Raw genomic sequence first — 15,007 nt, forward strand, 5'->3', positions numbered from 1 at the left:
TTAACAGTGTTAATGATAAGGAAAGAAAATCGCAAGAATTAAGGTGAAAAAATCATATTTCATAATAGAAAATTGTTTTTAATGTTGGTTTAAGTATAGTTAAGATGAGGTGTGTAGTGTGTTATTTTTGCTAACAGCGTTAATGTTTTTGGTAAAAAAAATATTACTGTTAATTTTCAAATCTTACATAAGATCGTTTTAATTTTTAATTAGTTTTAAATGAATAATTTATATTAATTCAGTGTTAATATTCCTAACGGTGTTAATTTTAGGTTCGAAAAAAAATTACAAAGACTTAACAAAAGCAGAAACCGTTTCATCCAAAGTTGTCTTGTTCATTGTAGAAGGAATATCATCGTTACGCATCATCATGATTGAAATCAAGCCATGAACCGCTGAAAATAAAGCGTGGGACATGTGACAAGCGTTATCCGGATTTGATCCGTTTTTCTTAATAATTTCATACGTGCAATCGTAAAGCATATCCTGAAACGATGAAAATTCTTCTTTCATCATTCCTTTTCCGCTACATTGCATTCCCAATCCGAACATCAATTGATAATACTCTTTGTTTTTGAATGCAAATTTCCAATATGCATCTACAATAGCTTTCAATTGTTCATCCGGAGCGTCGTGTTCTCTCTGGGCTTTCAATAATTCAATGTGTAAACAATTAAAACCATTCAACGAGATTTCGTATAAAATAGCTTCTTTGTTTTCAAAGTGATCGTAAACTACCGGTGCACTGTATTCAATAGCATCGGCAATTTTTCTCATGGAAAGTGAAGCCCACCCTTCGGTTTTTGCCAAAGAAAAAGCCGCATCCAAAATACTGGTGCGTATGTTTTCTTTTTCTCTTTGTCGACGTTCATGTAGACCCATGATTTTTAATTACTAACAGTGTTAGCAAAACTACAAACTTTTTAACATAACTTCCAAACAAATTTTAGAATTTAACTTTTGAAGGATCGTTTTGGAGAAGTATTGTAAATTGGCTGGATGTTGGATTAATGGGAATTAGAAGAGATTTTTGATTGTGAATTTTTAAATTATTGTAAAAATTAATAAAGTTTATAGCCAAGCTCAATTAATAACTTTCATCTTCCAGCATCCATCTTCCTTACTCGAATAATCAAGAAAATCTATATCTTTGTGGCTAAATAAAAAAGTTATGAATACTCCCTCAAATATGATTGATTTGGGTATAAAAGCACCGTTTTTTGAGCTTCCGAACCCATCAAAAACTAACGAAATTCAGTCATTGGATGATCTGAAAGGAGAAAAAGGTACTTTGGTGATCTTTATGTGTAACCATTGTCCGTTCGTTCTTCATGTAATTGATAAGTTGAATGAATTGTATGAAGATTATAATGAAAGAGGGATTGAATTTATCGCCATCAACTCGAATAATGTAGAGAAATATCCTGATGATTCTCCGGAAAAAATGATCGAATTCCAGATCGAGAGAAAATTTGATTTTCCTTATTTATATGACGAAAGCCAGGCGATTGCTAAGGCTTACGATGCTGCTTGTACACCGGATTTCTTTTTCTTTGATGAAAAACTGGATCTTATTTACAGAGGACAGATGGATGATTCTAGACCTGGAAATAATAAAGATGTAACAGGGGAAGATTTAATTATTGCTTTTGAAAACCTTTTGTTGGGAGAACCTCAGGAAGAAATTCAAAGACCAAGCATGGGTTGCAATATTAAGTGGAAGTAAGATTGAACATCATAAAAAATAAAAGCCGTCAGATTTTGACGGCTTTTATTTTTTATGTAAGGAAGGGATTGTGTTGTTTTTCAAATCCGATGGTGGTAGAATTTCCATGCCCTGAAAAAACCTGAGTTTCATCATCGAGGATAAAAAGCTTGGTTTTGATCCCACCAATTAATTGTTCGTAGTTTCCTTTATATAGATCTGTTCTTCCTATACTTCCTTCAAAAAGAACATCACCGGAAATCATAAATTTTCGGGCTTCATTATGATAAACCACACTTCCAGGAGAATGTCCCGGAACATGATAGATCTTAAATTTTTCTCCGTCAAGATCAAGTTCATCTTCTTCATTTATATAGGTAGTTTCCACTGCAACAGGAGGAACCTGAAATCCAAATCTTGCACCACTTGCTGAAAGCATATCTAATACTTCCTGATCGTCTTTATGCAAGATCACCGGAACTTTATAGGTGTCAAAAGCCCACTGCAATCCTAAAACATGATCTATGTGAGCGTGTGTTAAAAGAATTTTTTCAATGTTTAACTGGTTTTCGGCTATAAAGTTTTCAATAGCGTATGTTTCCTGCTCGTTCATATTTCCCGGATCAATAATCCATGCGTTTTTATTGTCGTTGTAAAGAATATAAGTGTTTTCGCTTGCAAAATTGAACACGAATCTCTGAATGTGAAGCATACTTGAATTTTTTTTCAAAAATACGATATTATAGAGAAAGTGGCTATTTTTCTTTATCTTCGTCATAATGAAAACCTTGCAATTATTTTTATTTTCTTTGAGCGGACTGATCTTTGGACAAAATATCCAGAGTATTCAGTTATTTAATCCTCAAACCAACGATGAGACTCCGGTAATTAAAACCAATGAAACATTGGTTTTAAGCTTTGATGATCTTACGAATAGAAGTGAAATTTATAGATATACCATTAAACACTATAACAGAAACTGGGAAGATGATAATCTTTTCTTTACGGAGTTTGCTAATGGAAGTTTGAATGCATTATTAGATAATTTTCAATATTCATTTAATACATTACAGGCTTATACGCATTATAAACTCGTATTTCCCAATGATAAAATACAGCCTAAGATTTCGGGAAATTTTGAACTAATCGTTTATAAAGATTCTGCAGAAAAGCCACTTTTTAAAAGAAGATTCTATGTGGTGGAAGATAATGCTGCTGTGGCTTTGGATGTTTCAAGGTTTGCGGATAAAAACCCGAATATTAATCAGAGGGTAGAAGTACAGGTGGTTTCGAAAGGAGGTGATTTGTCGTCAAATGTGAATTCCATGAGTCTGAATGTAATGCAGAACAATAATCCTAATGTGACGGTTAATAATTTAAAACCTAGTATGACTTTAGGGAATAAACTGCTTTTTCAACAGATGAACCTTGCTTTTCCGGGGAATAACGAGTTCTACTATTTCGATAATAAGAATATGAACATGGCTGCAGATATGGTGCGTGCAACCGAACTTAAAGATGGAGTAAATAATACTTATCTTCATCCAGTTTGGGCTTATCCTCTGAACTATCAATATCAACCGGATGTAAACGGAGCGTGGTATTACAGAAGAAGTGATTTGGGGATTGAAAGAGATGCGGAAAGAGAAGCAGATTATTCGTGGGTACATTTTTCAATAGATTCAGATCCTATGGATAAGGAATTGTATGTTTTAGGAGGGTTCAACGGTTTTAAACCTTCTAAAGAAAACCAGATGCAGTATGATGAGGCTACTAAAAAGTATGTAGCAAAGATCTATTTGAAACAAGGTTTCTATAATTATATCTTGGCTACAAAAGAAGCGAATGGAACTTTAAACTTTGGAGAAATTAACGGGAATTTCTGGCAGACAGAGAATCTGTACCAAGGATTTTTATATTATGCTCCTTTCGGGAGAAACTATGATGGCTTAATGGGGTATGGTGAATTTAGAACGCCTGTGAGATAAGAAGTACAATGTAAATTAAAGTATAAACAAAAACCCTTATAGAAAGTTCTATAAGGGTTTACATATAATAATAGCTTAGGAAATTCTTTTTAAACTTTGAAAATAGCAGTTACCAATAAATTTTCATGATCTTCAAATATGTAATGAATATTTACTGGGAAATTTTGCATAGCGTTTACGATGACTTCCTTATATCTTGTTTCATGGTTTTTGTTGTTTTGTAGGATTTCGCCGATCGACACTTTCAAATCTTCAAGAAAATCTATTCCTTTATTTTTTTTTTCCGCATTAAATACACGCATAAGAAGTCTTATGTCGTTTTTTGCAATGGAGGAGAGGAGAACGTTCATTTTATGCGCAATTCTTTTTCAGCTCTGAAATATTTTCGTAAAAATCTAGTTTTGTCATTGGGTTTTCGTTATGAAACTGAATTCTGTACAATACTTCATCCAATTGAAATTGAGGAATTGCAGGTTTGCTGTTTACCTCAAAGCTTTCTACCATTTTAGCAAATGCTTCCAGAGTTTCCGGACTGAAGCTTTCGATCTTGGTTTTTAAAATTTCGGCAGTTGCATTCATCATTTTAAAATTTTAAGGTTAATGATGTTATTTTGATGGGGTAAAGGTATGAAAAATATTTAAATTTTAAATTTTTATTTAAAAATAATAGGGGTGTTTTAAAATAAAATTTATTTTATTTTAAAATTTGTTGAAAAATTAGGGGGGTGATGTTTTAAAAATTTGTTTTTGTAAAAAAAAATAACCTCCGTTTCCGAAGGTTACTATGTTAAACTAAATAAAATTCATTGAGCTTTTCCTCACAAAGTGTTTTTACCACTTCAATCCATCGGTCTTCATCATTCAGACAGGGAATATAATGGAAGTTTTCTCCTCCACCGTGTAAAAACTGTTCTTTGCCTTCTACCGAAATTTCTTCCAGCGTTTCCAGGCAGTCTGAAACGAAAGCCGGACAGACAATGGCCAGGTTTTTAATTCCTTTTTTGCCTATACTTTCGAGGGTTTCATCTGTGTAAGGCTCCATCCATTTGTCTTTTCCTAATCTGGATTGGAACGTAACCATTACTTTTTCTTTTGGCAATCCTAATTTTTTAATGACAGAATTGGTGACATCAAAACATTGATGACGATAACAAAACTGATGACTTGGATTGCTCTCACGCGAACAACAATCGTTTAGATTACATGTTTTCGTAGGATCGGTTTTGTATATATGTCTTTCCGGAACCCCATGATAAGAAAATTGCAGAGCATCAAAGTTTTCAGGAAGTTTTTCCTTAATACTTTCCGCAAGGCATTCTATATAAATATCTCTATTATAAAAAGGCTGAATGTAATTGATCTTTACATTCGGGAATTTGGCTTTTCTTACTTCCTCGGCTTTTTCAATTACGGTTTCCGTGGTGCTCATCGCATATTGCGGATACAATGGAAAAAGAACGATTTCAGAAACTCCTTTTTCTGTTAATTTTCTGATTCCTGTTTCAATGCTCGGTTCAGCATATCTCATTCCGATTTCTACCGGAACATCAACAAGTTTCTGAAGTTTTTTCTGAATTTTTTCGGTGATGACAATCAAAGGTGATCCTTCATCCGTCCAGACAGTTTTGTAAGCTTCCGCAGATTTTGCAGGTCTGGTGTTTAAGATAATTCCTCGAACCAGCAATGCACGGAAAATCCAACGATAGTCGATTACCCTTTCATCCATCAGGAATTCATCGAGATATTCCTTTACATCAGGTACGGCGGTAGATTTTGGTGATCCTAGATTGACTAATAAAATTCCTTTCATAAAATATAAATAATGAGTAATTGGTAATGAGTAATTTTTATTGCTTATTATTTTTACTGATTACTTATGTTTTATCCGTTTACAGCTTCTACTTTTTCTACTAAGTCGGGTACGAATTGTTTTAAAATATTTTCAATTCCACCTTTTAATGTGGCGGTTGAACTTGGGCAACCGGAACAAGCACCCTGTAAAAGCATTTTTGCCGTTTTATTTTCCTTATCGTATTCCATTAAAGAAATTTTTCCCCCATCATTTTCCACTGCAGGAGCAACATACTCATTTAAAATGTCAGAAATTTTTTGCTCATCATCCGTATATTCTCTGTTGATGATCTTTTCTACAGGATTTTCGTGCTTCTGAGCTTCAATCGTAGAAATTTCCCCTCCGTTTTGAAGATATTCAGCAATAAATCCACGTACAGCCATCATGATCTGATGCCATTCCACAGAATTATCTCTTGTTACAGCTACAAAATTATCAGAAATGAAAACTTCTTTCGAAAAATCAAATTCTTTGAAAATCGCTTGTGCCAAAGGAACTCCTTCTGCTTCATCTCTTGATTTTACTTCTACAAAACCTTCCAGTAACAGTTTATTAGAAACAAACTTCATTACATTTGGATTTGGAGTCATTTCTGCGTAGATCTGATACATTTCTTTTCTTTTCTGAAGATAAATTCTCGGGTTGGCCAATAATTCGTCTTCTACTATGTTTTTCAGACTTTCAGCTACGTGTTCCCACTCTACAGTATCTTGCTTTGCAACCGCTACAAAGTTTGCGGTAATGAAAATTCTTTCAACAAACGGATAGTTGAAAAGCTCCTGTGCTAAAGGAATTTCTGAAATATCTGAATCTCTGTCCAACTCTAAAGATCCCGGAATCAAATTGTAATCCGCTACAAATTTCATCACTTTAGGGTTTTCGGTTGGTTCTATAAGGATAGTATGCATTTTTTCGTTAAATTTGAGATACAAAAATACGGAATTAGAAATTAGAAGTTAGAAGCTGGAAGTTAGATTTTCGCTATCGGTATCATTTTAAAATTGTGAGATATAAAATTTAATTTCCCAATCAGCTCATTATCAAATTTTCAAATTAAAAATATGGCACTTATAAAAGAACTTTTAGGCAAGGCACCACAGATTGGAGAAAATACATTCTTAGCAGAAACAGCTACGATTATTGGAGATGTTACCATGGGAAAAGATTGCAGTATTTGGTATAATGCAGTGATTCGAGGAGATGTTCATTACATCAAAATGGGGAATAAGGTGAATGTTCAGGATAATGCGATGCTTCATTGTACGTACCAAAAACATCCTTTGAATATAGGAAACAATGTGTCGATTGGTCACAATGCAATTGTTCATGGATGTACCATTCACGATAATGTTTTAATAGGAATGGGCTCTATTGTAATGGATGATTGTCTGGTGGAGGAAAATTCTATCGTAGGTGCAGGTTCTGTAGTGACGCAGGGAACTCATATTAAATCCGGAGAAGTTTGGGGTGGTGTTCCTGCAAGAAAAATTAAGGATATCAATGCTCAGTTGCTAGAAGGAGAAGTGAACAGAATTGCTGATAATTATGTGAAATATTCTTCCTGGTATAAAGAAAATGTAAAACACGTTGAAGGATAGTTTTTTTATCAACTGACTTCAAGAAGATTAATAATAAAGCTCTCCCAGATTAAATGGGAGAGCTTTTTATTTTTAAGAAATATTTTTTAATACACTAAAACAGCTTTTCCGTTTTCACATTTCACTCCGGTAGGTTCAGCCGCCATCATACAATCAGATGTGATATTGTATTTTTTATTGTACTCGGACATTACATTTTTGTAAAGTTCAATTTTAGGGATTAGGGTACTTTCTATTTTTTTTGGATAGGCGATATAAGAAACCGGTCCACCACAAGCTTTTGAACCGAGAGGAGAAAACGCCCAGTCTGCTGCATTGGTGCATTCTTCTTTTGCAATATCTTCTTCAATAGCCGATTTTATTTTATCAATACGTGCCTGATCGTATTTTTGACTATTCTCATCGGCAGGTCTTTCAGAGATGTCTTTTGGCAAAGTGGAATCATCCTTGTTTACCGTTTTACAGGATACCGCAAAAAGGGATAAACAAAATAGAGTAGTAGGTATTTTTAAAAATAGATTTCTCATAATTTTTTTTTAACTAGAATCAAAGTTTATGCCTTAACGACATTTTCCGTAATTTTGACGACGATGAACAATCATTTTTTTGACTTAATAGAACATACGAACAGAAGTGTATTTTTAACAGGGAAAGCAGGGACAGGAAAGACAACTTTTCTTAATGATTTTGTAAAACGTACACGTAAAAAGCACATTGTAGTTGCTCCTACGGGAATTGCAGCCATCAATGCAGGTGGAGTTACCATTCATTCGATGTTTGGGTTGCCACTGAGAACTTTTTTACCAACCACAGAGAGAATAGATAGCAGTTTGGCAAATAATATTGCCGATCTGATGCCGCATTTTAAATATCGAAAAGATAAACTTAAACTCTTACGAGAAGTTGAAGTTCTTATTATTGATGAGGTTTCGATGCTTCGTTCGGATGTTCTCGATATGATGGATTTTTCTTTACGATTTATCCGAAGAAACAATCAGCGTTTTGGTGGTGTTCAGATGTTGTTTATTGGGGATTTATACCAGCTTCCACCGGTAGTGAGAGATGAGCATGTTTTGAAAATGTGTTATAATTCTCCGTTTTTTTTCGACAGCTTGGCTATTAAAGATATTCCGTTAATTACGATTGAACTAACGAAAGTGTACCGTCAGTCTGATGAAACATTTTTGGAGATCTTAAATGCAATTCGTGATGGTGACGTCGCCAATATTGATTTTGACTATTTGAATGAAAGATATGATCCTGATTTTGACATGGGAAAAGAATCTTACGTTTACCTGTGTTCACACAATAAAATGGCAGATGAAATCAATCAGGAAAAATTAGCTGAGATAAAAGTTGATGCTACAACGTATGAAGCTAAGCTCTTTGGAGAGTTTAAGGAAAATCAGTTTCCGAATGAGCAGTTCTTAGAACTGAAAATCGGAGCGCAGGTTATGTTTATCCGTAATGACATTTCCGGAGAGAAAAAATATTTCAATGGAAAGTTGGGAGAAATTTCTGCGGTGGATGAAAACGAAATTAAAGTCGTTCTGGAAGGCAGTGAAAGGGAAATCGTAGTAAAACGTGAAGTTTGGGAGCAGAAAAAATATTTCCTGGATACTGATAAAAATATCAAAGAAGAAGTGTTGGGAAGTTTTGAACAGTTTCCTATAAAATTGGCTTGGGCAGTTACGATTCATAAAAGTCAGGGATTGACGTTTGATAAAGTAATTATTGATGCAGGAAAAAGTTTTACGGCAGGACAAGTGTATGTAGCATTGTCCCGTTGCCGAACACTGGAAGGAATTATTTTAAAATCGAAAATTACGCCTGAAGTTATTTTTAAAGATAACCGAATCCTGAAATTTCAAGGGGACACTCGTGCGAATGATAATGTTGAAGCCATTTTAAATCAGGAAAAATATGACTACAGTATCAGAAAAGTTCTTCGTACGGTAGATTCTCAATGGTTGCTGAATGAAGTTGAAGAATGGAATAAATTATCAATCACTACCAAAAGTATTGACAAAGTAAAGGCGAATCAATTATATCTTCAGCTGAAACATGAGATCGTCAATCTTGGAAAGATTTTTGAAAAATTGGAAAGAGTCATTTCTCAAAAGGTCAATAATTTTATTGAACAGAAAGAGGAATGGTCTGAAATTGAAAATAAAACCAAAGGCGCAGTTAATTTCTTCTTTACGGAGATCAGAGATAAAGTTTTTAATCCTCTGAAAGAATTCTATGCTGAAATAAAAGGCGTAAAAGGATTGAAACAGTATAATGAAGAATTTAAAAGTTGGCTGGAAGATGTGGAAGAATATCTGAACAGTTTAAAAGAAATTCATTTACTTGATACGAAATTGCTGGATGAGAAAAATGATAAGGAAATCAGCATGAAAATTGCTAAAGTTCCGTCTCAGGTTCTTACCTTCCAATTATTTGAACAGGGAAAAACCATTGCAGAAGTTGCGTTGGAAAGAGGATTGGTGAAAGAAACGGTCATCGGTCATCTGGCGAAATTTGCAGAACAGGGTTTGCTGGATATTTCAAGAGTCATCACTTCAGACAAAATCAAAGCGTTTGAAAATGTTTTCTATGAAAGTCCAAAAGAAACGTTGACCGAATGGAAGAATGCGTTGCCCAATGATTTTGAATTTAATGAAATCCGAATTTTAATTAATCACTTTACTTATTTAAAGGAGAAAGGACAATAAAATAAAAAAGGTTTTAGAATTACTAAAACCTTTTTTTATGTTTATTTTTTCAATAAATCCTGATTGATGTGGTATCCAACAATTTTAATATTGCCTTCTTTATCCTTTTCTAAAGTAAAAGTTTCATGTGTTGTTTCACTCCCTCTTTTTACATCATAAGTGAACAGATATTCACTTTTCGGATTGGTTCCTTTTACAACCAACGTTTCCCATTTTGAAAGATTATATTCTTCAACAGGTCCGATTTTAGTCACCACACTTAGTAATTCTTCAAGTTTTTCTTTATCTGTTACCTCGAAAAATTTTTCGCCAAATAACTTGTAAATATTCTCCTGATTAGTTCCGTATTGAAGTTCCCAGTAAAATTTTTGAGGAATTTTTTCGCCGTCAGCTTTATCCGATTCTCGATCTTTATAAAATTGATTGAAGTTGCAGCTTATTAGAAGAAATGATGTGATCAGTAAGTAAGCTATTTTTGATTTCATGGTTTTGAAAATTAGTAGAACAATATTAATAATTTTAAGCCGAAAGGAAGCGGATTTTTGATGAGTTCCTCTGAATGTTTTGAATTAAATTAAAATAATTATATGTTATTGTTTTGATAATCAATATTTAAAATATTTTTTTATATTTTTATACTAAATATTAATATCATGAAATATCTTTTTATAACATTATTCTTATTCTTTCTGAATGCTGATAAAAAAGCAGAGTTTAATTACAATTTATTAATTGGCTCTTGGTCACAAAAATCAATTGCCAATACGACTTCTACGGGAGTTTTCACCTTTAAAAAAGACAGTATGGCCGGTCTTGAAATGAGAAATGGGAAAACTGACGCCATGATTGGCGGAATGACGGGACCGTATTCTTTAAAAAGATCAAAAGGAATTTTGAAAATGGCTTTAATGGGAAAAGAAAAAGAATTTGAAATTCAGGAACTGACTTCAGAGGTTTTAGTCATTCAAAATAAAAAAGAAGGGAAAGAGAAGCAGGTTTTTAATAGGCTGGTTGAAAAATAAAAACTTTAATTATATTTTACTTATTTGAAGGAAAAAGAGCAATAAAAAAAGGATTCAATTTTAACTGAATCCTTTTTATTTAAATATTAATGAATTTTTATTTGCTATTCTATACGAAGGTTTTAGATATATAGGTTGCTTTTTGATTGTATTGTTTTTTGAAGTTCTGAAAAGGTAAATCAATTTTTAGTGAAGGCATCAAAATAAAGCTTCACATTATTCCAATCGTTATCTCTTTTTGCATGATATTTAATAAATCTATTTTCTCGGTCTTCCAATTCATAGGGCATTTCGGCAAATTCCCCTCCAATTTTCTGAGTGTCTTCCTCCTTTGCATAGAAAATGATTTCATATAAATTTTTATAAAGGGTGATTCCCGTAATTTTGATGTCAGTAATTTTTATTATTTTTTGAATAATTTCGACCATTAAACGTTGTAAATTTAGATGATCATTTTCATCATCATCAAATTTCTGTAATTCAACATACCAGCACCAATTAAAATTAATTTTAGTTGGATCATTAATTAAATCTGTATTAATTAATAATTCGAAAGGATAATTGTCTACATTCAATATTTTTCTTTCAAATTCTACTTTTACTTCCATCAATTGAGATTGTATTATTTTTCAAATATAAGTTTTATTCGATTATAAAAAATATTGATAAAATTTAAAAGTTTCCAATAGTTTTTTCCTGAACTACCCAATCCATTCTATCGATTACAAAAAGTAACTAATGCAATTTATTAGTCTTACATTTGCTTGGTTTTTACACCTGAAATTTAAAATATGAAATCGACGAAGGAAATTCTCTATTTCCTTTAAAAAAATAAATATCTCAATATGAAAAATTTTGAAATATCGGTGCTTGATCTTGCTCCCGTAAAGCAGGAGAAAAGTATTCACGATACTTTTCAGGACAGTTTGTCTTTAGCAAATTATACTGAAAATTTAGATTATAAAAGATTCTGGCTTGCAGAACATCACAATATGGAAAGCATTGCCAGTTCTGCAACATCGGTTCTGATTGGTTTTATTGCCAACGGAACAAAAAAAATAAGAGTGGGTTCGGGTGGAATTATGCTTCCGAATCACAGTTCATTAGTGATTGCCGAACAATTCGGAACACTGGAATCTCTTTTTCCCGGAAGAATTGATCTTGGATTAGGAAGAGCTCCCGGAACAGATGGATTGACGGCTCAGGCGTTGGGAAGAAATCCTGCAATTATCAATCAGCAGTTTCCAAGACAGATTCTGGAACTACAAAAATATTTCTCTAAAGAAAATCGCGATGCATTGGTTCGTGCGATTCCGGGAGAAGGACTGGATATTCCCTTGTATATTTTAGGATCAAGTACAGATAGTGCTTTCTTGGCGGCAGAATTAGGACTTCCGTATGCATTTGCCGGACATTTTGCTCCTGAACAAATGGAAATGGCTTTCAATATTTATAAAGAGCATTTTGAACCTTCAAAATATTTAGATAAACCTTATATCATCGCTTGTGTAAATGGTGTTGCTGCAGAAACTTCTGAGGAAGCACATAAAATTTCAACGACTTTGTTTCAGGCTTTTATTAATATTATCAGAAACGACAGAAAACCTTTCGCTCCACCTGTTGATGATATGGATGAAATATGGTCATCTATGGAAAAAACAATGGTGCTACAGAAATTAAAATATACTTTAATCGGAGATCAAAAAGAAATTGAAGAAAAGCTGAAAAGTTTTCAGGAAAAATTCAATGTGGATGAATTAATGATCAACTCCCATATATACGATCATCAGAAAAGATTGGAGTCTTATCATATTTTCAGAAATGCCAAAAACTCAATATTCAAAGCATAAGATTAATTGGAAGATGCCTTTTTTTATGAGTATCTTTGCATAAATTTAAAAAGTAAAAATGTCTGATATTAAATTAAATACTATTCCAGAGGCTATTGAAGACCTTAAAAATGGTAAAATAATCATAGTAGTAGATGATGAAGACAGAGAAAACGAAGGTGATTTTCTTTGTGCAGCTGAACTAACAACACCGGAAATCATCAATTTCATGGCGCTTCACGGAAGAGGATTAATTTGTATGCCGCTTCCTGAAAAAAGATGTGATGAACTAGGATTGGAAGTGATGGTAAGCAGAAGCAGCGACCCGAAAGAAACTGCTTTCACGGTATCGGTTGACCTTCTTGGAAACGGAACTTCTACAGGGATTTCTGCGGGAGACAGAGCGAAAACAATTTTAGCTTTGATGGATGAAAAATCTAAACCTACAGATTTCATGAGACCTGGTCACATTTTCCCGCTTCGTGCAAGAAAAGGTGGAGTTCTAAAAAGAGCAGGACATACTGAAGCTGCAATCGACCTTACGCATTTGGCTGGATTGAAAGAGGGTGGTGTAATTTGTGAGATTATGAATGAAGATGGATCAATGTCTCGTTTACCAGATCTACACGTTTTTGCTCAGAAGCACGATATGAAAATCGTTTCTATTGAAGATTTGATTCACTATCAGCTTAAAAAAGGAAACCTGATCGAAAGATTAGAAGAAAGAAAAGTGAAAACAGCTTACGGAGAATTTGATTTCTTTGCTTTCAGAGAAACTTCTAATGATCAGATCCATTTTGCTTTGACAAAAGGAGCGTGGACTGTTGATGAGCCTGTTTTGGTGAGAGTTCAGTCTTCTGATTCTTATTTTGATGTGCTGACAAGATTGAATAACGGTGAAAAACCTTTATTGGAGAAAGTAACCAATATGGTAAATGAAGCAGGAAAAGGAGCTATCATTTTCATCAATAACGTTTCCAATTCTGAAAATACATTAAGAAAGCTACAGCAGTTCTTAAATTATCAGGACGGTCAGGAACAGCATCCTACATTAGCGTACAATTACAGAGATTACGGAATCGGAACTCAGATTTTGAAAAATCTTGGAATTAATAAGTTTAAAGTAATCACTCAAAATCCTAATATCAAACCTCAGGTTGGAGGATATGATGTTGAGGTAACGGAGTTGGTTCAATTATAAAAAAGAAAATGGCTTGATAAAATCAAGCCATTTTTATTTCGTCGAAGTTTCTGAAACCGTTCAGAAAATCTTTGATATTCATTCTTTTCTTTCCTTCCAGTTGCAATTCTAAAGGGAAATATATGCCATCTTTCGTATAGATTTTAAATTCGTTTTTCGAAATATCTAAACTTCCCACCGTTTTATCGTGATTTGAAAGTTCAAATTTTCCTCCGAATATCTTTAATCCTTTTTCTTCCTCTCCGATTTTCAATATAGTGAAAGCTGATGGATAAGGAGACATTCCTAAAACAAACTGATGAACTTCTTTTGAGGTCTTCGTCCAGTCGATTTTTGTATCTTCTTTAAAGATTTTGTAAGCATTTTTTGGATGCTCAACATTCGGTTGAGGTTTTTCTATAATTGAGTTTTCTGCCAATCCATCCAATGTTTTTACCACTAATTTTGAACCCATTTCCATTAATCGGTCATGAAGACTTCCTGCATTTTCATCAGGTAAAATAGTTAACTCTTCTTGGAGTAAAATATTTCCTTCGTCAATTTTTTCATTGATAAAAAATGTAGTTGCCCCGGATTTTTCTTCACCGTTAATAACCGCATAATTAATCGGTGCTGCACCTCTGTAATCAGGAAGTAGGGAAGCATGCAGATTGAAAGTTCCCATTTTAGGCATTTCAAATAATATTTTAGGCATCATTCTGAAAGCGACTACTACAAAAACATCGGCATCAAGTTTTCTCAGTTCTTCCAGAAATTCCGGATTTCTCAATTTTTCAGGTTGAAAAACAGGAAGATTATTTTCTACAGCATAAACTTTTACAGGAGATTGATTGATTTTTTGTCCGCGTCCGCTTGCTTTATCAGCAACGGTAACAACGCCTACAACTTCGTGATGGGATTGATGAATGGCTTCCAGTGAAGTCTTCGCAAACTCAGGAGTCCCTAAAAAAACTACTTTCAATGATTTCATGGTGCAAAGATAAACTTTGTTTATCTATGAATAAAGTTTGTTGAATAAAATCAAAAACTAAATGTCGTTCTGAATGAGGAACTTTGTTGATTCAAAAAATTAAGGATATATCAAATATTACCCAT

The 15,007-nt window shown here is 33.4% G+C and carries 17 protein-coding genes; 7 read left to right on the forward strand and 10 right to left on the reverse strand.

The window, feature by feature from the left end; translation table 11 throughout:
* Window positions 1–285: 285 nt before the first annotated feature.
* Window positions 286–882 carry a TetR/AcrR family transcriptional regulator gene (locus RM51_RS09220; protein WP_039368033.1) on the reverse strand — a complete coding sequence of 199 codons (597 nt, stop codon included), beginning with the start codon at window positions 880–882 and terminating at the stop codon, window positions 286–288.
* Window positions 883–1,171: 289 nt separating this feature from the next.
* Between RM51_RS09220 and RM51_RS09225 the strand changes: the two genes are divergently transcribed.
* Complete coding sequence (locus RM51_RS09225) at window positions 1,172–1,726, forward strand: thioredoxin family protein (RefSeq protein WP_039368036.1); 555 nt, start codon at window positions 1,172–1,174, stop codon at window positions 1,724–1,726.
* Window positions 1,727–1,778: 52 nt separating this feature from the next.
* Here the strand turns inward: RM51_RS09225 and RM51_RS09230 are convergent, their stop codons facing one another.
* Entirely contained in the window at window positions 1,779–2,417 is a 639-nt protein-coding gene (locus RM51_RS09230) for an MBL fold metallo-hydrolase (protein ID WP_039368168.1), read from the reverse strand.
* A gap of 67 nt (window positions 2,418–2,484) precedes the next feature.
* Here RM51_RS09230 and RM51_RS09235 point away from each other — a divergent pair, with 67 nt between their 5' ends.
* The gene (locus tag RM51_RS09235; RefSeq protein ID WP_039368040.1) at window positions 2,485–3,693 is read left to right on the forward strand and encodes a type IX secretion system plug protein; all 1,209 of its coding nucleotides are present in this window, start codon (window positions 2,485–2,487) and stop codon (window positions 3,691–3,693) included.
* 89 nt (window positions 3,694–3,782) lie between these two features.
* Here RM51_RS09235 and RM51_RS09240 read toward each other — a convergent pair whose 3' ends face one another.
* The 4 genes from RM51_RS09240 to RM51_RS09255 form a co-directional block, all read right to left on the reverse strand.
* The gene (locus RM51_RS09240; protein WP_131667064.1) at window positions 3,783–4,043 is read right to left on the reverse strand and encodes a hypothetical protein; all 261 of its coding nucleotides are present in this window, start codon (window positions 4,041–4,043) and stop codon (window positions 3,783–3,785) included.
* 1 nt (window position 4,044) lies between these two features.
* Window positions 4,045–4,272: a hypothetical protein gene (locus RM51_RS09245; protein WP_047441860.1), complete on the reverse strand. Its 228-nt coding sequence runs from the start codon at window positions 4,270–4,272 to the stop codon at window positions 4,045–4,047.
* A gap of 208 nt (window positions 4,273–4,480) precedes the next feature.
* Window positions 4,481–5,503: a ferrochelatase gene (hemH, locus tag RM51_RS09250; protein WP_039368049.1), complete on the reverse strand. Its 1,023-nt coding sequence runs from the start codon at window positions 5,501–5,503 to the stop codon at window positions 4,481–4,483.
* Between the two features lie 71 nt (window positions 5,504–5,574).
* The gene (locus tag RM51_RS09255; RefSeq protein ID WP_039368053.1) at window positions 5,575–6,453 is read right to left on the reverse strand and encodes a NifU family protein; all 879 of its coding nucleotides are present in this window, start codon (window positions 6,451–6,453) and stop codon (window positions 5,575–5,577) included.
* Window positions 6,454–6,606: 153 nt separating this feature from the next.
* Here RM51_RS09255 and RM51_RS09260 point away from each other — a divergent pair, with 153 nt between their 5' ends.
* Window positions 6,607–7,143 (forward strand): gamma carbonic anhydrase family protein, encoded by a 537-nt coding sequence (locus RM51_RS09260; RefSeq protein ID WP_039368056.1) that lies wholly within the window; start codon window positions 6,607–6,609, stop codon window positions 7,141–7,143.
* Window positions 7,144–7,229: 86 nt separating this feature from the next.
* On the opposite strand, the gene RM51_RS09265 is transcribed toward RM51_RS09260, so the two are convergent.
* Window positions 7,230–7,670 (reverse strand): hypothetical protein, encoded by a 441-nt coding sequence (locus RM51_RS09265; protein WP_039368058.1) that lies wholly within the window; start codon window positions 7,668–7,670, stop codon window positions 7,230–7,232.
* Window positions 7,671–7,733: 63 nt separating this feature from the next.
* Here RM51_RS09265 and RM51_RS09270 point away from each other — a divergent pair, with 63 nt between their 5' ends.
* Window positions 7,734–9,860 (forward strand): helix-turn-helix domain-containing protein, encoded by a 2,127-nt coding sequence (locus RM51_RS09270; protein ID WP_039368061.1) that lies wholly within the window; start codon window positions 7,734–7,736, stop codon window positions 9,858–9,860.
* Window positions 9,861–9,901: 41 nt separating this feature from the next.
* On the opposite strand, the gene RM51_RS09275 is transcribed toward RM51_RS09270, so the two are convergent.
* A complete protein-coding gene (locus RM51_RS09275) occupies window positions 9,902–10,345 on the reverse strand; it encodes a hypothetical protein (RefSeq protein WP_039368064.1) in 444 nt (147 codons plus the stop codon).
* A gap of 168 nt (window positions 10,346–10,513) precedes the next feature.
* On the opposite strand from RM51_RS09275, the gene RM51_RS09280 reads away from it, so the two are divergent.
* Entirely contained in the window at window positions 10,514–10,882 is a 369-nt protein-coding gene (locus RM51_RS09280) for a hypothetical protein (RefSeq protein ID WP_039368067.1), read from the forward strand.
* A 179-nt stretch (window positions 10,883–11,061) separates the two neighbouring features.
* Here RM51_RS09280 and RM51_RS09285 read toward each other — a convergent pair whose 3' ends face one another.
* Window positions 11,062–11,490: a hypothetical protein gene (locus tag RM51_RS09285; protein ID WP_039368070.1), complete on the reverse strand. Its 429-nt coding sequence runs from the start codon at window positions 11,488–11,490 to the stop codon at window positions 11,062–11,064.
* A gap of 237 nt (window positions 11,491–11,727) precedes the next feature.
* On the opposite strand from RM51_RS09285, the gene RM51_RS09290 reads away from it, so the two are divergent.
* Window positions 11,728–12,732: an LLM class flavin-dependent oxidoreductase gene (locus RM51_RS09290; protein WP_039368073.1), complete on the forward strand. Its 1,005-nt coding sequence runs from the start codon at window positions 11,728–11,730 to the stop codon at window positions 12,730–12,732.
* 58 nt (window positions 12,733–12,790) lie between these two features.
* Window positions 12,791–13,912: a 3,4-dihydroxy-2-butanone-4-phosphate synthase gene (ribB, locus tag RM51_RS09295; RefSeq protein WP_039368078.1), complete on the forward strand. Its 1,122-nt coding sequence runs from the start codon at window positions 12,791–12,793 to the stop codon at window positions 13,910–13,912.
* Window positions 13,913–13,934: 22 nt separating this feature from the next.
* On the opposite strand, the gene fmt is transcribed toward ribB, so the two are convergent.
* Entirely contained in the window at window positions 13,935–14,882 is a 948-nt protein-coding gene (gene fmt, locus RM51_RS09300; protein ID WP_039368081.1) for a methionyl-tRNA formyltransferase, read from the reverse strand.
* Between the last annotated feature and the right edge of the window lie 125 nt (window positions 14,883–15,007).

The organism is Chryseobacterium taiwanense, assembly GCF_000813825.1.
GTDB classification, from domain to species: Bacteria; Bacteroidota; Bacteroidia; order Flavobacteriales; family Weeksellaceae; genus Chryseobacterium; species Chryseobacterium taiwanense.